The following is a 21,772-nucleotide window of genomic DNA, read 5'->3' as shown; positions in this document are numbered from 1 at the left end:
GCGTGGCGGGCTTCTTGCAAAGCACGGGCGCTCTAGCAAGGCCGCGCGCTTGCCAGCGCCGGTCGGGACGGGCAGGGCCGGGGGAATGGCAGGCGATTGGCGATCGGCGATTGGGCGGGCGCAGGAGAATGCGCCGTTCCTCGCCCGTGCACTCGAACGTCAGCCGGACCTTGCCGCATTGCTTGAAGGTGGACACGGCGATGAGGCGCTCGTCTTTGCCAAGCGGGCGGGCGAGGGCGCCGGATCGACCGGTGTCGCCCTGCGGCGCGAGAAGCTGGCGCTCGCCACCGCGCTCGCGATAGGCGACCTGGCAGGGGCATTTCCGCTCACGACGGTCGTGACCGAGCTGTCTGAATTCGCCGACCGCGCGCTCGACCGGGCACTGGCGGCGGCGATCCAAGCACGCGTGCCAGATGCTCAGCCCGCGGGCATGATCGCGCTGGCGCTGGGCAAGCATGGCGCGTGCGAGCTCAATTACAGCTCCGACATCGACCCCATCCTGCTTTACGATCCGGCTACCTTGCCGCGCCGGGCGCGGGACGAGCCCGCCGAAGCCGCGCAGCGCTATGCGCGCGAGGCGGTGCGGTTGATGAGCGAAGTGACAAGCGACGGCTACGTCTTCCGCGTCGACCTGCGACTGCGTCCGGCGAGCGAGGTCAGCCCGCCCGCGATCTCGCTCGACGGAGCGCTGACGCATTACGAAAGCTCGGCGCTGGCGTGGGAGCGCGCGGCCTTCATCCGCGCGCGGGCGGCGGTGGGCGACGTCGCGGCGGGCGAGCGGTTCCTCGCCGCGATCCGCCCGTTCGTGTGGCGCCGCAGCCTCGATTTCGGCGCAATCGGGGACATCCGGCGGCTCTCCACCCGCATCCGCGCAAGTCACGCGGGGCCATCGACGCCGGGGCCGGGCTACAACGTGAAGCTGGGCCGCGGCGGTATCCGCGAGGTCGAGTTTTTCGCGCAGACGCACCAGCTGATTCACGGCGGCCGGGATCCGTCGCTGCGGGTTCGCGGGACGCGCGCCGCGCTCGATGCGCTGGCAGCAGCCGGTATCATAAGCGGCGAGGATGCCCGCGCGCTGGGCGAAGCATACGACCGGTTGCGCACGATCGAGCACCGGCTGCAGATGGTCGCCGACCAGCAGACCCACACTCTGCCTTCGGGTGCGGCACTCGACGGGGTCGCGCGGCTCGACGGCATGGCGGACGGCGCGGCGCTGGTCGCGGAGCTGGCGGACGTCACGGGCGTCGTGGCGTCGCGCTACGACGCGCTCATCGCCGAGGACGGATGCTCGCCGACCACCGTGGTCGCACGGGGCGACGGGCTGGAGAAGCGGCTAGGCGAGCTCGGTTATGCCGAACCGGAGCGGCTGGCGGCACGCATCACCGGGTGGGGCGACGGGCGCATCCGGGCATTGAGGTCCGAAGCCGCGCGCGCCGCGCTCGATGCGCTGCTGCCGGTCCTGCTCGAACGGTTCGCCGCCGCGCCCGACCCCGACCAGGCGGTCACCCGGTGGGAGCGCGTGCTGGGCGCCGCGCCGAGCGCGCTCAACCTGTTCAACCTTCTGCTCCAGCGCCCGGCCTTGATGGACCAGCTCGCCCGCATCCTCGTCCTCGCGCCGACGCTCGCCGACGAGCTGGGTCGGCGGCCCGACCTCCTCGATACGCTGATCGGCCAGCAGGCGCTCGACCTGCCGGGCACCGCTGCCGAAATCGCGACGAGCATGGACGGCTCGGGGGACGGCGACGACTACGAGCAGCAACTCGACCGCATCCGGCGGGTGACCGGCGAGTTGCGGTTCGCGCTGGGCCTGCAGACGATCGCCGCAGCGCACGATCCGCTCGCGATCGCAGGGGCTCTCAGCCGCACAGCCGAGGCCGCGCTGTGCGTCGCGCAAGAGGCCGCGACGCGCGAGTTCGAGCGGGTCCACGGCAGGGTGCCGGGTAGCGAGCTCGTCGTGCTGGGTCTGGGGCGCCTGGGGGGCGGCGCGCTCACTCACGCCTCCGACCTCGACCTGATCTACCTCTTCTCGGGCGAATTCGAGGGCGAATCGGACGGTCCGCGACCGCTCGGTGTGACGCACTACTTCAATCGCCTCGCCCAGCGGGTGACCGCGGCGCTCAGCGTGCCGACCGCCGAGGGCGCGCTCTACGAGGTCGATACCCGCTTGAGGCCGCAAGGAGCGCAAGGGCCGCTCGCGGTCAGCCTGGCCAGCTTCGCCCGTTACCAGCGCGAGGAGGCGTGGACGTGGGAGCACATGGCGCTCACCCGCGCGCGGCCGCTGACCGGCTCGGCAGAGGCGAAGGCCGAATTGCAGGCGACCATCGACGGTGTCCTCGCGGCGCCGCGCGATGCCGCCAAGCTCAAGGCCGACGTGCTGTCGATGCGGGCAGAGATGGCTGCGCACAAGCCGGCCAAAGGGCCGCTCGACGCCAAGCTGCTGCGCGGCGGGCTCGTCGACCTCGAGTTCCTCATCCACTTCCTGCAGTTGCGCGAGCGCACCGCGTTCGACCCCGACCTGCGCACCGCGCTCGGCGGCTTGGCCGGGGCCGGACTCGTACCCGACGCACTCACAGGCGCTCTCGACCTCATGTCGCGGCTGCTGGTCGCAGGACGCCTTCTCGCACCCGACCTTGCCGAGCCGCCGCCCGCCGCTGCCGCCGCGCTGGCCGAGGCCTGCGGCATGGCCGACGTTCCTGCGCTCTTGCACGCATTCGCTCTCGCGCGGCAGGAGGTCGGCAAGGCCTGGGCCGATTCGCTGGGCGAACCGCTGCCGGGCATGGACGACGGAGATTTCGAATGAGCAAGCCGGCCGTGGGCGATCCAATGCCCGATATCGCCATGGTGACGCCCGAGGGCGGCACGGTGCGCCCGTCGGATTTCGCGGGGAAGCCGGTGGTGATCTGGTTCTACCCGAAGGACAATACGCCCGGCTGCACGACCGAGGCGAAGGATTTCTCCGCGCTCGCGGGCGACTTCGCCAAGGCAGGGGTGGCGCTGCTCGGGGTGAGCAAGGATAGCGCGCAAAAGCATCGCGGCTTCATCGAGAAGCAAGGCCTCACCGTGCCGCTCGCCACCGATGCGGCAGAGGGCGGGCTGTCCGATGCGCTGGGCATTTGGACCGAGAAGCAGCTCTACGGGAAGAAGTTCATCGGCATGGTCCGCACGACCTACCTGGTCGGCGCTGATGGCCGGATCGCGAGAGTGTGGGACAAGGTGAAGGTCAAGGGCCACGCCGACGAAGTGCTCGCCGCCGCGCAAGCGCTGTGACCGAACTCATTCCGGTTGGCGAGGCGATCCGCACCGCGCTGCTGACCGCCGACCCGCGCGCCAAGGCGATGGCGGCGCGCAAGGTCGCGCGCGACTGGCGGCTGGGGCGGCTCGGATTCGAGTTTCCGGGGGCCATGCCCGATCGCCCGGCGCGTCCGGCCGCGCCCGAGCTGCTTCCGCCAAAACAGATGCCCAAGCGCGGCAAGGCCGGCTCCGAGAGAAACCGGATCGCGCTGTGGCATTCGCTTGCGCACATCGAATTCGTCGCCATCGACCTCGCGCTCGACGTGGCCGGACGCTTCGGAGGGGAGATGGGCGAGGGTTTCGTCAGTGACTTCCTGGCCGTGGCGGCGGACGAGGCGATGCACTTCGCGATCCTCGAGCGTCACCTCGCGACGATGGGCAGCCGCTATGGCGCGTTGCCCGCACACGACGGATTGTGGCAGGCGGCGGAGGACACAGCGCACGATGTCGCGGCGCGATTGGCGATCGTGCCGATGGTGCTCGAGGCGCGCGGCCTCGACGTCACGCCCGCGACCCTCGAACGGGTCCGTGCGCAGGGCGACTGGCATGGTGCGAAAGTGCTCGAACGAATCCTTGACGACGAAATCCGCCATGTCGCCGTGGGCGTCAAATATCTTAACGCGTGCGCCGAAAAGCGTCGGATCGACCCGGAAAATCTCTGGATTTCATTGGTCCGCAGGCACTTTCGTGGGGGCTTGAAGCCTCCATTCAACGACTCGGCGCGTTCGGCAGCCGGTTTGTCGCTCAGTGCGTGTGCTGCACTTGCTTCGTAAAAGTTTCACCGGTTAATCCACAATCCACGAGACGGCGGGGGGTTCCGATCAGTCTCTGAAAATTGTCGCGAAGCCCGCCTTGGCGGAGATTTCGCAAACGGGTTCGCGCGGCGCCGGGGGGTGTCGCAAGATAAAGGACGGGTACTTTGGTCGCAAACCTTATCCAGCGTCGCATTTTCGCTGCACTTGCTGCAGCTGGTGCGTTCTTCTCGATGGGTGCCACGCCCGCTCTCGCCAATTCCAGCGCCGCCGCTTCCGCCGATATCGCCGCCCCGGTGCGCGATGCCCGCGCCGCCGGCATCAATTCCACCGACGAGCAGTTCAAGCAGCTCTTCTCGAGCTGGCAGTCGCTCGACGGTGTAAACGCGCCGAACCCGGTCGCTCCGACCACCGGCGTCGCCATTCCGTCGCGCGCTCCGCTCGCCGTCGGCAGCACCTCGAGCAGCTACGGCCTGCGCACCCACCCCGTTCTCGGCGGCACCCGCGCCCACAAGGGCATCGACCTCGCCGCGCCGACTGGTACCCCGGTTTATGCCACCGCCGATGGCGTCGTCGGCAAGGCCGAATGGTTTTCCAGCTACGGTCTCTACGTTTCGATCGGCCACGGTGCCGAGCTCGAGACCCGCTACGCCCACATGTCGCGCCTGGCGGTTGCCGCCGGTGAGCGCGTTCGCAAGGGCGACGTGATCGGCTACGTCGGTTCGACCGGCCGCTCGACCGGCCCGCACCTGCACTACGAAGTGCGCGTTTCGGGCGAAGCAGTGAACCCGATCCCGTACATGGCAGAGGCGACTCCGTCGGCCGGCATCGCGCTCGCCGCGAAGTAAGCACCGAAATACGGCCGTCCCGTCGCACCGCGGGACACGGCAAGAACACGGAGAGGGTGTAGGACAAGGGCGGCAGGCGAAAGCCAGCCGCCCTTTTTCCTTGTCATGGCGACCCGATATGCGGCCGCCTTTTCGCTTGCCGGACGGACTGCAGGCGATACCTTCCGCAGTCGAAGAGGCCACCCGAGCCTCGGGACCACGACGCGGGAGACGACAACACGATGCATCCCATCGAGCACGCGCGCACCAGACCCGATCACCCGGCGGTGATCATGGCAGGCAGCGGTGCCAGCATGACCTTTGCGGAGATGGATGCAGCGGCGAACCGCTTCGCCCACCTGCTTCGCGCGCGCGGCCTTGCCGCAGGTGACGCGTTCGCGGTGCTGCTGGAGAACCGGCTCGAATATTTCACGCTGATCTGGGGATCGCAGCGAGCGGGTACGATGCTGGTGCCGGTTTCGACCCGGCTGACCGCACCCGAGATCGCCTATATCCTCGCCGACAGCGGCGCGAAGCTGCTGATCACGTCGGGCAAGTTCGCCGAAGCGCTTTGCGCTATTCGCGAAGGGCACCCGGAGCTGGCGGTGATCGCCATGGATGCCGACGGCGACGAATCGTTCGCCGCCGCGCTCGCGAGACAACCGGAAACGCCGATCGCCGACCAATCCGCTGGCCAGACGATGCTCTACAGTTCGGGGACGACCGGTCGGCCCAAGGGCGTCCGGCCCAAGTCGCCCGAAGACCCGTCCCCCACGGCGCCGGTGGCCCTCATGGGCCTCGCCACGGTGGGCGCCGGGATGCCAACCGACGGATCGATTGTCTATCTATCCCCCGCACCGCTTTATCATGCGGCCCCGATCGGGTGGGCCTCGACCGTCCATCGGCTCGGCGGCACCGTCGTCATCATGGAGAAGTTCGAGCCCGAGGCAGCGTTGCAGGCCATCGAGCGCTTCCGGGTCACCGATAGCCAATGGGTGCCCACGCATTTCGGCCGCATGCTCAAGCTGCCCGACGAGGTGAAGGCGCGCTACGACCTGTCGAGCCACCGCCGCGCCATCCATGCGGCTGCCCCGTGCCCGGTCCCGATCAAGCGGGCGATGATCGACTGGTGGGGTCCGATAATCCTCGAATACTATGCCGGCTCCGAAGGCATCGGAATGACGCTGGTCGATTCGACGAACTGGCTCGAGCGGCCGGGGACGGTCGGCAGGGCGATCTTCGGCGCGCTGCACGTCTGCGGCCCGGACGGCGAGGAGCTGTCGCCAGGCCGGGACGGACTCATCTATTTCGAGAATGCGGTCCTCCCAAGCTATCACAACGACCCCGAAAAGACGGCCGATGCCATGCACCCCGCTGGCTGGATGACGCTGGGGGACATCGGGCACGTCGACGAGGACGGCTACCTGTTCCTCACCGATCGCAAGAGCCACATGATCATCTCGGGCGGCGTGAACATCTATCCGCAGGAGATCGAGAACCTGCTCGCCAGCCATCCAAAGGTGATGGACGCAGCAGTGATCGGTGCGCCGGATGCGGACCTTGGCGAGCGCGTCGTCGCGGTCGTGCAGCCGGTCGACATGGGCGAGGCCGGCCCCGAGCTGGAACGCGAGCTGTGCAGCTACCTTGCGCCGCAGCTCGCCCGCCACAAGATTCCCCGCCTGTTCGAATTCCGCGCCGACTTGCCCCGCGAAGCGAACGGCAAGCTCTACAAGCGCGAGCTGCGCGACGAGTTCGCGGCGCGCGCGCGCGCGGAGGCATGATGGCAGTCACTGCGCGCATTGCTTCATTCGCACCAGCGCTTGCCCTGGCCGCATGTGCCACTGTTGAGCCGGTCGGTTCCATCGAATCGGTGCGGGCGATCGACGAGCGGCAGCGCGCGATGGTCGCGGCGGCGGATGTGGAGGGCCTCAGCGCGCTCACCCATGCCAACCTGCGGATCAATGCCCCGACCGGGCGCGTCCTCGATCGGGCGCAGTTCCTTTCCGGTATGCGATCCGGCGGGATCGCCGCCGAGCGGTTCGAACGGATCGCCGAAGACGTCTCGATCAGCGGCAATGTCGCGGTGGTGATCGGGCGCGAGGTGTTTACGCCCACCGCAGGCAGCGAACTGGGCCGGACATACGGCGCGGTGCCCCTGCTGCGGCGCTATACCAACGTCTACCTGTGGGAGGACGGCCGCTGGTACTGGCTCGCGCGCCAGGCCGCGGTGGTGCCGGCGCGCTAATCTGCGAGCAGGCGCTCGGCGATGCGCCGGACTTCTTCGCCCATGTCCTCACGCTCCAGCGCCAGCGCGAGGGTTGCCTCGACGAACCCGGTCTTGCTGCCGCAGTCGAAGCGCCGCCCGGCAAAGGTTACCGCGTGGAACGGCTGGTCGCCGATCATCCGCGCCATCGCGTCGGTGAGCTGGATCTCGCCGCCCGCGCCCTTTTCCTGCGCTTCGAGCGTGCGCATGACTTCGGGCTGGAGGATATAGCGGCCCGAGATGATCTTGTTCGACGGCGCCTCTGCGACCGGCGGTTTTTCGACGAGGCCGGTCACTTCGGTCAGGGTAGCCGAGATTTCGGCGCCGGGAGCGATCACGCCGTAGCTGCTGACATCCTCGCGCGGGACTTCGAGAACCGAGATGAGGTTGCCGCCGACTTCGTCATAGGCAGCGATCATCTGCGCGAGGCAGCCGGGCTCGCCGTGCATCAGCTCGTCGGGCAGCAGGATCGCGAAGGGTTCGTCGCCGACGATGTCGCGTGCACACCAGATCGCGTGGCCGAGGCCCAGCGGTTCCTGCTGGCGAACGTAGGCGCAGTTGCCCGGCCCGAGCCGGGTGGGGGCAAGCACCGACAGGTCCTTGCCCCGATCCGACATCGTCTTTTCCAGTTCGAAGGCGATGTCGAAGTGGTCTTCGATCGCGCTCTTGCCGCGGCCGGTGACGAAGATCATCTGTTCGATCCCGGCCTCACGCGCTTCGTCGACCGCGTACTGGATCAGCGGCCGATCGACGATCGGCAGCATTTCCTTGGGGATCGCCTTGGTGGCGGGCAGGAAACGGGTGCCGAGCCCTGCGACCGGGAACACGGCTTTGCGGATCGGTTTGCGACTGCTCATGGCGGGGCGATACGGATAGCGGAATCGCCGCGCAACCAGCGATCTTGCGACTATCCGGAATCGCGCTAGTGCGAAGCGCATGGACAAGATCATCGTCGAAGGCGGCAAGCGCCTGTCAGGGACCATCCCGATCTCGGGCGCGAAGAACTCGGCTCTCACGCTGATTCCTTGCGCACTGCTGACCGACGAGCCGTTGACGCTGCGCAACCTGCCGCGCCTTGCCGACATCGATGGGTTCCAGCACCTGATGAACCAGTTCGGCGTCACGACCGTGATCCAGGGCAGCCGCCCCGAGGATTTCGGCCGTGTGATGACGCTGGAAGCGACGCGGATCACCGGCACCGTCGCGCCCTACGATCTCGTGCGCAAGATGCGCGCCTCGATCCTCGTGCTCGGGCCGATGCTCGCGCGGATGGGCCAGGCCAAGGTTTCGTTGCCGGGCGGCTGCGCGATCGGCAACCGGCCGATCGACCTCCACCTGAAGGCGCTCGCCGCGTTCGGAGCGGTAATCGAGATCGCGCAAGGCTATGTCGCCGCGCACGCGCCCGACGGCGGTCTGCCGGGCGGCGAGTTCGATTTCCCCGTCGTCTCGGTCGGCGCGACCGAAAACGCGCTGATGGCGGCGGTCCTCGCCAGCGGCACCTGCCGCCTGTTCAACGCCGCGCGCGAGCCCGAAGTCGTGGACCTGTGCAACCTGCTCGTCGCGATGGGGGCCGAGATCGAGGGGGTCGGCACCTCCGACCTGACGATCCACGGCGTCAAGCGGCTCCACGGCGCGACCTATCGCGTGATGGCCGACCGGATCGAGGCGGGAAGCTACGCCTGCGCGGCGGCGATCACGGGCGGCGATGTCCTGCTCGAGGGTGCCAATGCGGTGGAGATGTCCTCGACGCTCCACGCCCTGCGCAACATCGGTGTCCATGCCGAAGAAGCGAAGAACGGTGTGCGCGTCGCCGCCGACGGCAAGCTCAAGGCCGCGAACCTCACCACCGCCCCCTATCCGGGCCTCGCGACCGACATGCAGGCGCAACTCATGGCGCTGCTCACCGTGGCCGAAGGCACGAGCGTTCTCAACGAGACCATCTTCGAGAACCGCTACATGCACGTGCCCGAATTGAACCGCATGGGCGCGCACATCGAAACTTCGGGACGCACCGCGATCGTCCATGGGGTGGCCAAGCTGACCGGCGCAGAAGTTATGGCGACCGACCTGCGTGCTTCGATGAGCCTGGTCATCGCGGGCCTCGCTGCCGAAGGGCAGACCGAGGTGCGCCGCCTGTACCACCTCGATCGCGGCTACGAGCGGCTCGAGGAAAAGCTCGCGCTGGTCGGTGCGCAGGTGGAGCGTGTGGGCGACGAATGATCGCAGCCGCGAATCGGTGACGAATCGAGGCGGCACTCGATTCGTCGATTCGGCCACGATCGCGGGACACTTTTCCGGTTCACCGGCGTTGGCTGGTAAACGGAAAGAGAGGTTCGCAATGCTGCTCAAACTCACGGCGCTCGGCGCGCTCGGGTATGTAGGTTACCAGTACTACAGGAAAAATGTCGCCGGCCACGATTCCCGCGCTGCCTTTGCCGGTGGCCAGGGGCACGAAGGCAACATTCATCAGGTGCGCGAAGCCGGACCTGATGCTATGCGAGACGATACCGCGGCCAACTGGGACAAGGCGGACCAGGCCAGCGATGAAAGCTTCCCCGCCAGCGATCCCCCGGCGACCTATTAAAGGAGCAACGGGACTGGATCGCTCCTGACGGGGCGAGAGGCGGGCGGAACCCTTGATGGGCTCCGCCCGCTTTTTTAATGCTGGCGCACTATTGCGGGCCGAAATCGGCGTGCTAGTGCATCGGTAGCGGGGCAAAGCGGCCTCCCGCTCAGGCACGGACGGTGCCCAAGCGTCGCGGTTCAGCGGGCGAATTTCGTCCGAAGGAGCGCGCATGACACCTGCCCTGGCCCCCTCTTTTTCCGAACTGGTCAGAACTTCCGCCCGCGTCGGCGCCCTCAGCTTTGGCGGGCCCGCCGGGCAGATCGCGCTGATGCACCGCGAAATCGTCGACGAGCGCAAGTGGGTCGACGAAGGCGCGTTCCTGCGCGCGCTCAACCTGTGCCACCTGCTGCCAGGACCCGAGGCGCAGCAGCTCGCGACGTGGATCGGCTGGCGCCTCCACGGAGTGCGCGGGGGGCTGGTCGCGGGCCTGCTGTTCGTGCTGCCCGGTGCGGCGGTCATGCTGGCGCTGTCGATGCTGTACGTCGCGGCGGCCGGGCTCGGCTGGTTCGCCGCGTTGTTCCTCGGGATCAAGGCGGCGGTTCTCGCGATCGTCGCGCAGGCGCTTTGGCGGGTCGCCGGGCGGGCGCTCAGGACCCGGTTCAAGCAGGCGTTGGCGGTGGTCGCATTTCTCGCGCTGGCCATCGCCGGGGCACCGTTCCCGGTGGTCGTGGCAATCGCGGGCGTGATCGGCGCGGTCGTGGCGCGGATCCGGCCCGAATGGCTCGATACCCACGCCCCGCAAGCCGAAGCGCGCACCGAGCCAAGTGGACAGTCACTGGCGCGTTCCACCGCCATTACGGTCGTGGCCTGGCTTGCCATCTGGGCCGCTCCGATGGTTTTGGTCGCCGCAACGCTGGGCACTGACCACGTGCTGTGGGACGTCGGCGCGTTTTTTTCGAAGCTTGCTGTCGTCACCTTCGGCGGGGCCTACGCGGTGCTCGGCTACATGGCGCAGGAGGCGGCGGGCGGGCTCGGCTGGTTGCGGCCCGGCGAGATGGCCGATGGCCTCGGCCTCGCGGAGACGACGCCCGGTCCCCTGATCATGGTGACCCAGTTCGTCGGCTTCCTCGCGGGTTGGCGCGATGCCGCGCCGCTGACGCCCTTGGCCGGCGCGGTCGCGGCGGCGGCGCTGACGACATGGGTGACGTTCGCGCCCTGCTTCCTGTGGATTTTCGCCTGCGCCCCGTGGATGGACCGGCTCGAGCGCAGCCCGGCGCTGCAGGGCGCGCTGGCGGCGATCACCGCCGCAGTGGTGGGAGTGATCGCCAACCTCGCGCTGTGGTTCGGCTGGCACGTGCTGTTCCCGGCGTTCGATACCTCGGTGCCGGGATGGGGCTTCGACTGGCGCGCGGGGGTAATTGCCCTGGTGGCGTTGGGGCTGATCTTCGTGTTCAAGCGCGGGATTCTCACCACGCTCGCCGTCTGCGCCGCTTTAGGCTTGGCGCTCGGCCTCGCCTTCCCGCTCGGTTGAAACCAGCCAGAGCCGGATAGCCCCCGCTAGCCCGCACGGCGTGGCGCTGGCGATGCGCTCCTCGTCGATCTGCGCGACGAGAGCATTTAGCGGGACCCCCTCCCGCACAGCGGCCCCGCGGAGCATGTCCCAGAACATCGGCTCGAGGCTGATCGAGGTCTTGTGTCCGGCGATCTCGACCGAGCGCTTGACCGGCGGGTGGTACGGTGTGGCCATCGCCAGAGCGCTAAGGCGAACCTGTCGCCTGCACAACAACGCGATACGCCGCCATACAGGCGCGATCCAGTAGGGGCGGATGGATGGACGAGGTGGGCCTTCCATACGCGGCGCAGCGACGCCGGTTCCTCACCGGCGCGGGTGTCGCGGCGGTCGGGCTGACGCTGCCGCTGCTCTCGAGCGGGTTGCGGCCCGCGCCTTTCGCCGCGCCGCTGCCGGCGATCCTCCCAGCCGCTTCGCGCGCCGAACCCGACCTCGCCATGCCGCGCCTCTATCCGCGCGCGATGGCCGCGCTCGACCGGCATGGCGGCTCGATCGTCCACCGCGACCGGATCGGCATCGTCGACTTTTCGCAACCCTCGCGAGAGCCGCGTCTGCACCTCGTCGACCTCGAAAGCGGCAAAGTCGATTCGCTGCTCGTATCGCATGGCAAGGGTTCGGACCCGGCGCGCAGCGGGTGGCTCCAGAGCTTTTCCAATGTGCCCGATTCCGAGGCCTCCTCGCGCGGCGCCTACCTCACTGGCGCGGAATACATCGGCAAGCACGGCCGCTCGCGGAGATTGGCCGGGCTCGACCCGGATAACAACCTCGCGCAGCCGCGCGCGATCGTGATCCACGGCGCGGAATATGTGAGCGAGGCGATGGCCTCGGCGCAGGGACTGGTCGGGCGCAGCCAGGGCTGTTTCGCGGTGGCGCAGGATGCGATCGGCGATGTGCTCGAGCGGCTGGGCGAGGGGCGGTTGCTGTTTGCGTGGAAGTGAGGGGATAGCGAGGGGAAAGCCGCCGCCGAGAGCCTGCCCCGGCGAAGTCGGGCATCGAATGGGTTTGTCGGCTGTCAGCCGCCAACCCGCCGGCCGAGCCGGGCGGTGCCGCATTCTGTGCGGCCCCGGCGCCGACGTGACCGCGCCTCCGCCCGTCAGTACATGTGCTGGCCGCCGTTGATGCTCATCGTCGAACCGGTGACGAAGCCGCCTGCGTCGCTCGTCAGGAAGGCCACACCGCGGGCGATTTCGTCCGCTTGGCCGAGGCGGCCGACGGGGATTTTGGCGACGATCTTTTCCAGCACCGGTTCGGGCACCGCGGCGACCATGTCGGTGTCGATGTAGCCTGGGGCGATCGCGTTCACGGTGACGCCCTTCTTGGCGCCTTCCTGTGCCAGCGCCTTGGTGAAGCCGTGAATGCCGCTCTTGGCCGCGGCATAGTTGACCTGGCCGTACTGGCCGGCCTGCCCGTTGATCGAGCCGATATTGACGATCCGGCCCCAGCCGCGCTGGACCATGCCGCCGAACGTGGCCTTCGCCATGTTGAAGCACCCACCGAGGTTGATGCGCATGACGTCGTTCCAGTCGTCGAAGCTCATCCGCGCGAGTGTGCCGTCGCGGGTGATGCCGGCGTTGTTCACGACGATATCGACCGGGCCGATGTCCGCCTCGATCTGCGCGCACCCGTCGATGCAGGCCTGGTGATCGCCCACGTCCCAGCGATAGACCGCGATCCCGTGCGCGTCGGCGAACGCCTTCGCCTTGGCATCGTTGCCGGCGTAGTTGGCGACGACGGTGCGCCCCTGTTCCTTAAGCGCGAGGCTGATCGCCTCGCCGATACCGCGGGTACCCCCGGTCACGATTGCCACGCGCGTCATGTCGGCTCCTTGCCTGTCAGGTTTGCCTCTCCAGGCTTCTGACTAGGCCACCGCCGGGGATTCGCAATGAAAAACCCGGCACATGGCCGGGCGTTCATACCAATTCACGAGTTCCGGGCGGCGACGTCAGAAACGGAACTGCGTGCCCACGTAAACCGCTTGGTCGTCGCGCACCGCGTCGGTGAGCGGGGCGAGACGATCGCGGTCCTGCGACAGGCGCAGGCCGGCGGTGACGTTGAGGTTGCGCGACAGACGGTATCCGGCGCCGAGATCGACAGCCTGCTCGCCGGCACCGGCCAGCGTTCGCGGGCTGCGACCGGCTTCGCTGACCGCTTCGAGCGCAAGGCGCGGCTGGAGGCGGCCCGGCGCTTCCTTGGCGCCTTCGCGCGGGCGGTAGCTGGCAAGGTCGGGCATCTCGATCTTCTTCAGGTCGAGTGCGGGGGCGGTGGTCTTCGCGAAGCTTTCGTACCCGCGCGAAATGCCGAGGTTGTAGCGGCCGCGGGCGAGGGTCGCGATCGACGGGCCGTTGCCCGGTTCGCCCTGCGCGGCGGCGATGGCGCTGCGCACCGAAATCGCGCGCGCCTCGTCGGGAGCGACGCGGATCGCAACCGTCGCGCGGCGATCGCTGTCGAGCGCGGTGCCGGCGGGGGTGAAGCGCATCGAATGTCCGCGCGCGGCCATCTTGGCAGCGACGCGCCGGGCGATTGCCGGATCGACATTGGCAGGAGTGAATGGAGCGAAGCGCGCCATGCTCGGTGCGGCAGGGACGCTATCATCGGGAACCGCGAGAACCGCGGTCGGGACGGCCGCGAGCAGCGCAGCCGCAAGCAGCAGCGATGAGCCGCGACCGGCTCCGCCACCCTTTTGCCCCGCACTGTTCCCCGCGTGAATCACGCCAAAAGCCTTCCCGTTCTCCCCGCCAGCATCTCGCTCATCCCTTTGTCCAGCGAGACTGAACGATCCATGAGTCATCCGGTTTCGCCTGAAACCGACTCACCCCGGATCGTTCCGGCGGGCATATTTCATAGATTCATCCCAATGATTTTTCCAGCTTTTCCACATCCGCAATGCGGTTCGCGGCGGATGTGTTGCCTTGACCGCACAAAACTCCGGCTTGGGCGATTAAGCGGCTATTCAGCGCTCCGGACGGTTAGTGCCGACGACGCCTTGCCCGCATCGCGCGGGCGCACTAGAGGCGATGACGACTTACCTCATGAGGACCTTTCCTTGAGCATGACCGCCCCTTCGCGCCCCGTCCGTCTGTCTCGCGCCGCTGTCGCCATCGCCGCGCTTGCCGCGCTTGCCGCGTGCGGTGGCAAGGAGCGCCCCAAGGCCGACCTCGCCGCCAGCCAAGTGACGACGATCGGCGTCAACGCCTACCTCTGGCGCGCCGCGCTCGAAACCGTGAGCTTTGCTCCGCTGCTCCAGTCCGACAGCAATGGCGGCGTGATCGTGACCGACTGGTACGCCAACCCGCGCAACCCGGGTGAGCGGGTCAAGATGACCGTCTCGATTCTCGACCAGGACCTGCGCGCCGATGCGGTGCGCGTCGCTGCGAGCCGCCAGGTGTCGCAAGGCGGCCAGTGGGTCGATGCTCCGGTCCAGGCGGCCACCGTGCAGAAGCTCGAGGACATCATTCTCACCAAGGCGCGCGCGCTGCGCCGCCAGGCGATCGCCTCCTGATTTGCCGCGAGGCGGCCTGCAAAGCGAGGCCGCCTCCGCTTCCGGTGCTCACGACCCGGAAGGTCACCGCGCGCCGATTCTCGATGGCCCCAATTTGGCCTTTGGCCAGCTTCGCTTCCGCCTTCGCCTGACGACAAATCACAGGTATGCGAATTTCATGACTGCCGAACGCTTCGAACCCGGATCCGCTGATGCGAAGTGGCAGCGCGCCTGGGACGAGGCCGAGGCATTCCGGGCCGACAGCGCCAGCAACAAGCCCAAGAGCTACGTGCTCGAGATGTTCCCCTACCCCTCGGGGCGCATCCACATCGGCCACGTGCGCAACTACACGATGGGCGACGTCCTTGCCCGCTACAAGAAGCTGACCGGACACGAAGTGCTCCACCCGATGGGGTGGGACGCGTTCGGGATGCCGGCCGAAAACGCGGCGATGGAAAAGGGCGTCCATCCGGGCGGCTGGACCCGCGCGAACATCGATCACATGAAGGCGCAACTGAAGCGCCTCGGCTTCGCGCTTGACTGGAGCCGCGAGCTCGCGACCTGCGACCCCGAATACTACGGGCACGAACAGGCGCTGTTCCTCAAGCTCTACGAAGCCGGCCTCGTCTACCGCAAGGAAAGCGAGGTCAACTGGGACCCGGTCGATATGACCGTGCTCGCCAACGAGCAGGTCATCGACGGCAAGGGCTGGCGCTCGGGCGCTGAGGTCGAGAAGCGCAAGCTGAGCCAGTGGTTCCTGCGGATCACCCAGTTCGCCGAGGAACTGCTCGACGGGCTCGGCAGCCTCGATACCTGGCCCGACAAGGTCCGGCTGATGCAGGAGAACTGGATCGGCAAGAGCCAGGGCCTGCGCGCGACGTTTAGGCTGGTCGACAGCCCGACCGGAATCGAGGTGTTCACCACCCGGCCCGATACGCTTTACGGCGCCAGCTTCGTGGCAATCGCCGCCGACCATCCGCTTGCCCGCAGCATGGCACAGAACGTGCCCGAACTCGCCGCGTTCATCGCCGAGTGCAAGAAGGGCGGCACCACCGCGGCGGAAATCGAGACGCAGGAGAAGAAGGGCTTCAACACCGGCCTTTCGGTGTCGCACCCGCTCGAACCGGCGTGGCACCTGCCGGTCTACGTCGCGAACTTCGTGCTGATGGAATACGGCACCGGGGCGATCTTCGGCTGCCCGGCGCACGACCAGCGCGACCTCGATTTCGCAAGGAAATACGAACTGCCGGTCCACCGCGTCGTGGCTGACGGCGACGATGACGGCGAGGTGTTCACCGGCAGCGAGGCCTACACCGGGCCGGGGCGGATCGTTAATTCGCGCTGGCTCGACGGGATGACCGTCGAAGAGGCGAAGGCGGCGGTGGCTGCCAAGGCGCAGCACGAGGGCTGGGGCCAGGGCGAGACGCAGTGGCGCCTGCGCGACTGGGGCGTCAGCCGCCAGCGCTACTGGGGCACGCCGATCCCGTTCATCCACTGCGGCACCTGCGGCATCGTCCCGGTGCCGGAGGCGCAGCTCCCCGTCGTGCTGCCCGACGACGTCGACTTCCAGACGCCGGGCAATCCGCTCGATCGCCATCCGACGTGGAAGCACGTCGACTGCCCCCAATGCGGCAGCGCGGCCACGCGCGAGACCGACACGCTTGATACCTTCGTCGATTCGAGCTGGTACTTCCTGCGCTTCGCCAGCCAGCCGGGCGACAAGCCGTTCGACCGCGACGAGGTGGCGAAGTGGCTGCCGGTCGAGCAGTACATCGGCGGCATCGAGCACGCGATCCTGCACCTGCTCTACGCCCGCTTCTGGACCCGCGCGCTCAAGCACATCGGCCTGATCGACTTCGCCGAGCCGTTCGCCTCGCTGTTCACGCAAGGCATGGTGACGCACGAGACCTACTCGCGCCGCGACACCGATCGCGACGTGTGGTTCGGCCCCGACGAAGTGGCCCGCTCCGGCAACGGCGCGACCCTGCTCGCCGATGGCGCGCCGGTGACGATCGGCAAGGTCGTCAAGATGTCGAAGTCGAAGAAGAACGTCGTCGATCCCGACACGATCATCGACCGCTTCGGCGCGGATGCCGTCCGCTGGTTCATGCTGTCCGACAGCCCGCCCGAACGCGACCTGCCGTGGTCTGAAGCGGGGATCGAAGGCTGCTCGCGCTTCGTGCAGCGCCTCTGGCGCCTGTTCGGCGAACACGATGCAGCGGTTTCGGGTGCCGATGCAGCGATTGATCGCAAGCTCCACCAGACGATCGACGCGGTCGGCCGCGATATCGAGGCGCTGGCCTTCAACAAGGCCGTCGCGCGGATTTACGAGCTGACCAGTGCGGTCGAAAAGGCCGCGCATTCCGCCAGCCGCAGCCTTGCGATCCGCACGCTCGTCCAGCTCGTCGCGCCGATGATGCCGCACCTTGCGGAAGAGGCATGGTCGCAGCTCGGGCAGCCCGGCCTCGTCGCGCAGTCGGACTGGCCAGCGGTCGATCCCGCGCTGCTGGTCGAGGACGAGGTCACCATCGCAGTGCAGGTCAAGGGCAAGCTGCGCGATACGCTGACGGTTGCCAAGGGCCTGCCGCAGGCCGAGCTTGAAGCTCTTGCGCTCGCCTCCGACAAGGTCCAGCGTTCGCTCGAAGGAGCAGCCGTGCGCAAGGTGATCGTGGTGCCCGACCGTCTGGTGAATATCGTCGCATGACGCGTCTCGCAGCCCTCGTCGCGGCGTCGCTCGCGCTGGCCGGATGCGGCCTCCAGCCGATGTACGCGGGCGGGTCGAGCGGGGTGGTCGCGAGCCAGCTCGCCTCGGTCGAGGTGCCGGCGATCCAGGGCCAGGCGGGCTGGCTCGTGCGTAATGCGCTGGTCGACCGGCTCGGCGCCGGCGGACAGGCCGCCGCGCGCTACCGGCTCGACGTCGCGCTGGATGACAAGCTGCAGGGACTCGGCGTGCTGAGCGACGACACGGTCGGCCGCGAACGGCGCACGTTGCGCGCGCGCTACCAGCTTGTGGACCTGTCGAACGGCACAATCCTTCTCGACGAGACCGCCGGATCTGATGCGGGCATCGACGTCGTGTCGAGCGAGTACGCGACCATCGCGGCCGAGCAGACCGCGCTCGAGAACCTGTCGAAGGAAGTCGCTTCGCAGATCACCAGCCGGCTCGCGCTCGCCCTGCGCGAGCAGCGATGAAGGCGACCCAGAAGGACTTCGCCGCTGTCGCCCCCCGCGCGGTGCGGGCGTGCAAGACCTACTTCTTCTGCGGGCCCGACGAAGCCGGTGCCGCCGCCGCCGCGCAGCGCATCGCAGCGATGCTCGAAAATCCGGGCGAACGCATCGAGCTGTCAGGCGCGGACCTGCGACGCGATCCGGTTCTGCTGGCCGACGAAGCACGCTCGACCTCGCTGTTTGCCGAAGCGCGGCACGTGGTGGTGCGGGCGAGCGGCGACGAGGCGCACGATGCGCTGGCCAACCACCTCGCCGCGATCGACGCCGATGAGGGGGCGCCGTGCCCGGTGCTGGTGGTGGCAACGTCGGCGACCGACAAGGCCCGCAGCGCGAAGCTCCTCGAAGGGCGCGCCGATGCGCTCGTCGCGATGTTCTACCCGCCGGACCTGGCGCAGATTCGCGAATCGATCCGCACCATGGGCGAGGAGCGCGGCTTGCGCATGTCCGGGCAGCTCGCGGAGCGGATCGCGCGGGCGACCAGCTTCGACGTGCGCCTCGCCCAGTCCGAGATCGAGAAGCTGGCGCTTTATCTCGATGCCGCGCCCGAAGCACCCGTAACTCCCGACGCGCAGGCGCTCGACGCGATCGGCGCGCGCACCGAAGACGACGGTTTCATGCCGCTGGTGAATGCCGTCCTGTCCGGCCAGACCGATCGGCTCGCGGCGGAGCTGTCGCGCTTTCGCGAGCTGTCGATCAATCCGGTCGGCCTGCTGCTGGCCTTCGAGCGCCGCGCCGCGCAGCTCGCCCAGCTCAATGCGCGGCTTCCACGCGGGGGACGGGTGAAGGATTTCGTGCAGGCCGAAAGCAAAGCACGGCGGGTCTTCTTCAAGGACGTGCCGGACATCTCGGTCCAGCTCGAACGGTGGCGCGGACGGCGGCTCGAGAGGCTGGTTGCCCGGCTGGTCGAACTCCACCGCGAGCTCCTTGCCAACAGCGCGGCGAGCGAGACGCTGATCGCCCAGGCGATGGCGGGCATGGCCGGCATGGGCCAGCGACCGGCCGAGCGGGGGTCCGGCATTCCGACCCGATAGTTTCGTTTGCCGGGGCGCTCGACAGTGGTTACTGCATGCATGTTGCTGCAATGCAGCGCAAAAGTGTGATAGCGACCCGCTGCAATAGTACCGGCGAAGTAGCACACGAGTTGAGCCGGTCATCGCGGAGCGGAGCATGAATGCGCCTGTGAACGACCACTCAAAGACGGGCGCGGCAATACCGCTGGTGCCGTCGCTCGAGCGGCGGCGGGTGCGCATCTACCTCTTCATGGTCCTGCTCGATGTCGCGATCCTGCTCGGATCGTTCGCCTTGGTGAGCGAGGCGTATGCTTTCGGACGGGCGTCGCGATCCAACCTGTTCGAGGCGCAACTGCTGTTGCCGCTCTATCTCACACTGGCGCTCTACCAGCCGACCTACTCGATCAATTCGCTCCAGACGTGGCAGTTCGCCGCACGCAAGGCGATCTGGGCGCTGGCGCTGTCGGCCGCGCTGCTGCTGTTCGTGACGTTCTTTGCGAAAAGCACTGCCGTGTTTTCGCGCGTGGTCCTGACCGGCGGCCTGGTGACGACCGCCTCCATGCTCCTGGTGAGCCGGGTCGCTCTCGCGTCGTGGATCCGGCGCTCGTGGGGAATGCGGGTCATCAACACGCTGGTGATCGACGCCGGCGGCCCTGCTGTGCCGCTCGCGAATGCGTTCCGCCTCGACGCCGGCAACCTCGATGTCGTGCCCGATTCCTCCAGTCCGCGCGCGCTCGATCGTCTCGGGCGATACCTGCTCAACATGGACCGGGTCGTGGTGAGTTGTCCGTTCGAGACTCGCAGCGATTGGTCGCGAGTATTGCGCGCGGCGGGCGTGCGCGGCGAGATCGTGACCGACCGGCTGGAGGATCTCGCGCCGATCGGCCTTGCCGTCGAAGACGGCTGGCGCTCGCTGGTGGTCTCGACCGGTCCGCTCGGCCTGCGCCAGCGCGTGATGAAGCGCGGGTTCGATTGCGTGGTGGCGGTCGGGGCTGCGATCGTCCTCGCGCCGGTGATGGCGCTCACCGCGATCGCCATTAAGCTGGAGGATGGCGGCCCGATCCTGTTCGTCCAGCCGCGGCTCGGCCGGGGGAACCGGTTCTTCGACATGCTCAAGTTCCGTTCGATGCGCAGCGAGGCATCCGATCACGCGGGCAACCGGTCGACGGCGCGCGACGACGACCGGACGACACGGGTCGGACGCTTCATCCGCCGGACCAGCATCGACGAACTGCCGCAGCTCTTCAACGTGATCGCCGGCGACATGAGCATCGTCGGCCCTCGGCCGCACGCGATCGGCTCGCAGGCGGGCAACAAGCTGTTCTGGGAGGTCGACGGGGCATACTGGAACCGCCACACGCTCAAGCCGGGGTTGACCGGACTGGCGCAGATTCGCGGCTATCGCGGGGCGACGGACGAGGAACGACACCTTGTCGACCGACTCGACGCCGACCTCGAATACATCGCAGACTGGAGCCTGTGGACCGATGCCCTGATCGTCTTGAAGACGATCGGGGTGGTCATCCATCCCCGCGCGTTCTGACCTGTCTCGGTTGCGCTTAGTTGCCTTGGGGCACGCTGAACGACCCGCTGACCCGGCCGCCGCTCGAGCCGCTGACGTTGCCTGTCACCGACGACGATCCGTTCGCGCGCCCGTCGACGCTCGAGATGCCGCTCTTGAGGTCGATCACGAGCCTTCCGCCGTTGAGTGTATCGCCGCCACGGTTGAGGCGAACGTTGCCGGCCATCGTGATGACCCGCCGGTTGAAGTCGTAGACCGCCACATCGCCCGCCGCGCGCTCGCCGCCGCGGGTCACCGTTACCCCGCCGGTCGCGGTTATGCGCTGGATCTTGAGCGACCCGGCATCGGAGTAGTTCACTTGGGTCCGCGCCGCCTGCAGGCGCAGGCCGGCCTGGGTGATGTCGACCCCGCCCGACAGGACCACGCGGTTCTGCTTGTCCTGCAATTCGATCCTGTCGGCGGCGTAGTTCACCGGGGCGTTGGAATTGTGCCCGGCGATCCCCTGCGCGCCCGCCTGGATCCCGGCGAACACCGCCGCCGTGGCGAGGAACGAGGCGAGGCCCCAGCGGGCCGCGGTGCTGGCGTGAGACTTCATCAGGGCATCCTCAGCTTGCCGGGGACCATGTTGAGCCGGGCATTGCCCGACAGGGTGACGGTGCGCGCATCGAGGTCGGCCTCGAGCCGGTTGGCCGAGAACGTGCCGGCGGGGATCGCCCCGCTGACCCCGCCCGAACCGACCATGCGCTTTTCGGGAATATCGACCGAGACGCCTGTCGCGGTCATCCGGTAGCCGTCGGAGGCGACCACCCGCACGCCATCGGGCACGCTCATCACTTCGTCGCGGATGTCGTACTGGCCGCTGGTCGCGGTTACGCTGGCGGGCCCCTCGGGCAGCAGGATGCGCGCGACGAGGTTACTCAGGCGCACGATGCCTTCGGCGCCGGAGCGCTGCACCGCCTCGCCCGCGGTCAACGAGAACGGGCGGCCTTGCGCGTCGGCACCGCGATACATCGCATTGTCGACCCGCAGCCGCTCGTCGATCACCTGCACCTTGTTGCGGTCGAGCAGAAAGCTGACTTCGCCGCGGGGGGACAGCGGCGTCACCACCATCAGCGCCGCGATCACCCCGATACCCATCGGCAGGGCGCGAGCAAGAAACGCGACGACCTTGTCGTGCGATCCGCCGGGCGCGGCGAAGTGCTGGCGCGCACTGCGCAGCGCCTTGGCCTCCTGGGTCTCGATGCGGGGGGAAAGGGTCATTGCAT

At 68.1% G+C, this 21,772-nt stretch carries 21 protein-coding genes; 15 read left to right on the top strand and 6 right to left on the bottom strand.

The window, feature by feature from the left end:
• The first annotated feature begins 85 nt into the window (after positions 1-85).
• From ACWPMX_RS12835 to ACWPMX_RS12810, 6 genes are all read left to right on the top strand, one after another.
• Complete coding sequence (locus ACWPMX_RS12835) at positions 86-2,800, top strand: bifunctional [glutamine synthetase] adenylyltransferase/[glutamine synthetase]-adenylyl-L-tyrosine phosphorylase (protein ID WP_455700387.1); 2,715 nt, start codon at positions 86-88, stop codon at positions 2,798-2,800.
• Positions 2,797-3,267 carry a peroxiredoxin gene (locus ACWPMX_RS12830; RefSeq protein WP_455700386.1) on the top strand — a complete coding sequence of 157 codons (471 nt, stop codon included), beginning with the start codon at positions 2,797-2,799 and terminating at the stop codon, positions 3,265-3,267. The genes ACWPMX_RS12835 and ACWPMX_RS12830 overlap by 4 nt, the downstream gene beginning before the upstream one ends.
• On the top strand, positions 3,264-4,064 hold the full coding sequence (locus tag ACWPMX_RS12825; RefSeq protein WP_455700385.1) for a ferritin-like domain-containing protein: 801 nt from the start codon (positions 3,264-3,266) through the stop codon (positions 4,062-4,064). The genes ACWPMX_RS12830 and ACWPMX_RS12825 overlap by 4 nt, the downstream gene beginning before the upstream one ends.
• A 146-nt stretch (positions 4,065-4,210) precedes the next feature.
• Positions 4,211-4,891, top strand: a complete 681-nt coding sequence (locus ACWPMX_RS12820) for a M23 family metallopeptidase (protein WP_455700384.1) — start codon at positions 4,211-4,213, stop codon at positions 4,889-4,891.
• Positions 4,892-5,112: 221 nt separating this feature from the next.
• Positions 5,113-6,651, top strand: a complete 1,539-nt coding sequence (locus tag ACWPMX_RS12815; RefSeq protein ID WP_455700383.1) for an acyl-CoA synthetase — start codon at positions 5,113-5,115, stop codon at positions 6,649-6,651.
• Entirely contained in the window at positions 6,651-7,115 is a 465-nt protein-coding gene (locus tag ACWPMX_RS12810; protein ID WP_455700382.1) for a nuclear transport factor 2 family protein, read from the top strand. The genes ACWPMX_RS12815 and ACWPMX_RS12810 overlap by 1 nt, the downstream gene beginning before the upstream one ends.
• On the opposite strand, the gene galU is transcribed toward ACWPMX_RS12810, so the two are convergent.
• Positions 7,112-7,990 carry a UTP--glucose-1-phosphate uridylyltransferase GalU gene (galU, locus tag ACWPMX_RS12805; protein WP_455700381.1) on the bottom strand — a complete coding sequence of 293 codons (879 nt, stop codon included), beginning with the start codon at positions 7,988-7,990 and terminating at the stop codon, positions 7,112-7,114. The genes ACWPMX_RS12810 and galU overlap by 4 nt on opposite strands.
• 79 nt (positions 7,991-8,069) lie before the next feature.
• Here galU and murA point away from each other — a divergent pair, with 79 nt between their 5' ends.
• The 3 genes from murA to chrA all read left to right on the top strand — a co-directional run bounded on the left by murA (position 8,070) and on the right by chrA (position 11,230).
• Positions 8,070-9,353: a UDP-N-acetylglucosamine 1-carboxyvinyltransferase gene (gene murA, locus ACWPMX_RS12800; protein ID WP_455700380.1), complete on the top strand. Its 1,284-nt coding sequence runs from the start codon at positions 8,070-8,072 to the stop codon at positions 9,351-9,353.
• Positions 9,354-9,471: 118 nt separating this feature from the next.
• Complete coding sequence (locus ACWPMX_RS12795) at positions 9,472-9,717, top strand: hypothetical protein (RefSeq protein ID WP_455700379.1); 246 nt, start codon at positions 9,472-9,474, stop codon at positions 9,715-9,717.
• A gap of 211 nt (positions 9,718-9,928) precedes the next feature.
• On the top strand, positions 9,929-11,230 hold the full coding sequence (gene chrA, locus ACWPMX_RS12790; RefSeq protein WP_455700378.1) for a chromate efflux transporter: 1,302 nt from the start codon (positions 9,929-9,931) through the stop codon (positions 11,228-11,230).
• Here the strand turns inward: chrA and ACWPMX_RS12785 are convergent.
• Entirely contained in the window at positions 11,192-11,446 is a 255-nt protein-coding gene (locus ACWPMX_RS12785; RefSeq protein WP_455700377.1) for a ribbon-helix-helix domain-containing protein, read from the bottom strand. The two genes, chrA and ACWPMX_RS12785, sit on opposite strands and share 39 nt — an antisense overlap.
• 83 nt (positions 11,447-11,529) lie before the next feature.
• Here ACWPMX_RS12785 and ACWPMX_RS12780 point away from each other — a divergent pair, with 83 nt between their 5' ends.
• Positions 11,530-12,207 (top strand): murein L,D-transpeptidase catalytic domain family protein, encoded by a 678-nt coding sequence (locus ACWPMX_RS12780; protein WP_455700376.1) that lies wholly within the window; start codon positions 11,530-11,532, stop codon positions 12,205-12,207.
• A 155-nt stretch (positions 12,208-12,362) separates the two neighbouring features.
• On the opposite strand, the gene phbB is transcribed toward ACWPMX_RS12780, so the two are convergent.
• On the bottom strand, positions 12,363-13,085 hold the full coding sequence (gene phbB, locus ACWPMX_RS12775) for an acetoacetyl-CoA reductase (RefSeq protein WP_455700375.1): 723 nt from the start codon (positions 13,083-13,085) through the stop codon (positions 12,363-12,365).
• A gap of 126 nt (positions 13,086-13,211) precedes the next feature.
• The gene (locus tag ACWPMX_RS12770) at positions 13,212-13,979 is read right to left on the bottom strand and encodes a hypothetical protein (RefSeq protein ID WP_455700374.1); all 768 of its coding nucleotides are present in this window, start codon (positions 13,977-13,979) and stop codon (positions 13,212-13,214) included.
• A 339-nt stretch (positions 13,980-14,318) separates the two neighbouring features.
• Between ACWPMX_RS12770 and ACWPMX_RS12765 the strand changes: the two genes are divergently transcribed.
• From ACWPMX_RS12765 to ACWPMX_RS12745, 5 genes are all read left to right on the top strand, one after another.
• Positions 14,319-14,768 carry a DUF3576 domain-containing protein gene (locus ACWPMX_RS12765; RefSeq protein ID WP_455700373.1) on the top strand — a complete coding sequence of 150 codons (450 nt, stop codon included), beginning with the start codon at positions 14,319-14,321 and terminating at the stop codon, positions 14,766-14,768.
• 157 nt (positions 14,769-14,925) lie between these two features.
• Positions 14,926-17,451 carry a leucine--tRNA ligase gene (gene leuS, locus ACWPMX_RS12760; RefSeq protein WP_455700372.1) on the top strand — a complete coding sequence of 842 codons (2,526 nt, stop codon included), beginning with the start codon at positions 14,926-14,928 and terminating at the stop codon, positions 17,449-17,451.
• Positions 17,448-17,939 (top strand): LPS assembly lipoprotein LptE, encoded by a 492-nt coding sequence (gene lptE, locus ACWPMX_RS12755; protein ID WP_455700371.1) that lies wholly within the window; start codon positions 17,448-17,450, stop codon positions 17,937-17,939. The genes leuS and lptE overlap by 4 nt, the downstream gene beginning before the upstream one ends.
• Positions 17,936-19,006, top strand: coding sequence for a DNA polymerase III subunit delta (holA, locus tag ACWPMX_RS12750; RefSeq protein ID WP_455700370.1), 1,071 nt, complete (start codon positions 17,936-17,938; stop codon positions 19,004-19,006). Before lptE ends, holA begins: the two co-directional genes overlap by 4 nt.
• A gap of 136 nt (positions 19,007-19,142) precedes the next feature.
• Positions 19,143-20,528, top strand: a complete 1,386-nt coding sequence (locus tag ACWPMX_RS12745) for a sugar transferase (protein ID WP_455700369.1) — start codon at positions 19,143-19,145, stop codon at positions 20,526-20,528.
• Between the two features lie 16 nt (positions 20,529-20,544).
• Here the strand turns inward: ACWPMX_RS12745 and ACWPMX_RS12740 are convergent, their stop codons facing one another.
• Together ACWPMX_RS12740 and lptC are read right to left on the bottom strand one after the other, a co-directional pair.
• Complete coding sequence (locus ACWPMX_RS12740; protein WP_455700368.1) at positions 20,545-21,102, bottom strand: LptA/OstA family protein; 558 nt, start codon at positions 21,100-21,102, stop codon at positions 20,545-20,547.
• Positions 21,102-21,767, bottom strand: coding sequence for an LPS export ABC transporter periplasmic protein LptC (gene lptC / locus ACWPMX_RS12735; RefSeq protein WP_455700367.1), 666 nt, complete (start codon positions 21,765-21,767; stop codon positions 21,102-21,104). Before lptC ends, ACWPMX_RS12740 begins: the two co-directional genes overlap by 1 nt.
• Positions 21,768-21,772: the final 5 nt, after the last annotated feature.

The organism is Tsuneonella sp. HG094, assembly GCF_053819285.1.
This window is presented reverse-complemented; position numbering and strand designations above follow the sequence as displayed.

What these genes read in the sequence shown, in the direction of transcription:
- ACWPMX_RS12835 (WP_455700387.1), top strand. Translation starts at nt 86, where the DNA reads ATGGCAGGCGATTGGCGATCGGCGATTGGGCGGGCGCAGGAGAATGCG.
- ACWPMX_RS12830 (WP_455700386.1), top strand. Translation starts at nt 2,797, where the DNA reads ATGAGCAAGCCGGCCGTGGGCGATCCAATGCCCGATATCGCCATGGTG.
- ACWPMX_RS12815 (WP_455700383.1), top strand. Translation starts at nt 5,113, where the DNA reads ATGCATCCCATCGAGCACGCGCGCACCAGACCCGATCACCCGGCGGTG.
- ACWPMX_RS12810 (WP_455700382.1), top strand. Translation starts at nt 6,651, where the DNA reads ATGGCAGTCACTGCGCGCATTGCTTCATTCGCACCAGCGCTTGCCCTG.
- galU (WP_455700381.1), bottom strand. Translation starts at nt 7,990, where the DNA reads ATGAGCAGTCGCAAACCGATCCGCAAAGCCGTGTTCCCGGTCGCAGGG.
- murA (WP_455700380.1), top strand. Translation starts at nt 8,070, where the DNA reads ATGGACAAGATCATCGTCGAAGGCGGCAAGCGCCTGTCAGGGACCATC.
- ACWPMX_RS12795 (WP_455700379.1), top strand. Translation starts at nt 9,472, where the DNA reads ATGCTGCTCAAACTCACGGCGCTCGGCGCGCTCGGGTATGTAGGTTAC.
- chrA (WP_455700378.1), top strand. Translation starts at nt 9,929, where the DNA reads ATGACACCTGCCCTGGCCCCCTCTTTTTCCGAACTGGTCAGAACTTCC.
- ACWPMX_RS12785 (WP_455700377.1), bottom strand. Translation starts at nt 11,446, where the DNA reads ATGGCCACACCGTACCACCCGCCGGTCAAGCGCTCGGTCGAGATCGCC.
- ACWPMX_RS12780 (WP_455700376.1), top strand. Translation starts at nt 11,530, where the DNA reads ATGGACGAGGTGGGCCTTCCATACGCGGCGCAGCGACGCCGGTTCCTC.
- phbB (WP_455700375.1), bottom strand. Translation starts at nt 13,085, where the DNA reads ATGACGCGCGTGGCAATCGTGACCGGGGGTACCCGCGGTATCGGCGAG.
- ACWPMX_RS12765 (WP_455700373.1), top strand. Translation starts at nt 14,319, where the DNA reads ATGACCGCCCCTTCGCGCCCCGTCCGTCTGTCTCGCGCCGCTGTCGCC.
- leuS (WP_455700372.1), top strand. Translation starts at nt 14,926, where the DNA reads ATGACTGCCGAACGCTTCGAACCCGGATCCGCTGATGCGAAGTGGCAG.
- lptE (WP_455700371.1), top strand. Translation starts at nt 17,448, where the DNA reads ATGACGCGTCTCGCAGCCCTCGTCGCGGCGTCGCTCGCGCTGGCCGGA.
- holA (WP_455700370.1), top strand. Translation starts at nt 17,936, where the DNA reads ATGAAGGCGACCCAGAAGGACTTCGCCGCTGTCGCCCCCCGCGCGGTG.
- ACWPMX_RS12745 (WP_455700369.1), top strand. Translation starts at nt 19,143, where the DNA reads ATGAATGCGCCTGTGAACGACCACTCAAAGACGGGCGCGGCAATACCG.
- ACWPMX_RS12740 (WP_455700368.1), bottom strand. Translation starts at nt 21,102, where the DNA reads ATGAAGTCTCACGCCAGCACCGCGGCCCGCTGGGGCCTCGCCTCGTTC.
- lptC (WP_455700367.1), bottom strand. Translation starts at nt 21,767, where the DNA reads ATGACCCTTTCCCCCCGCATCGAGACCCAGGAGGCCAAGGCGCTGCGC.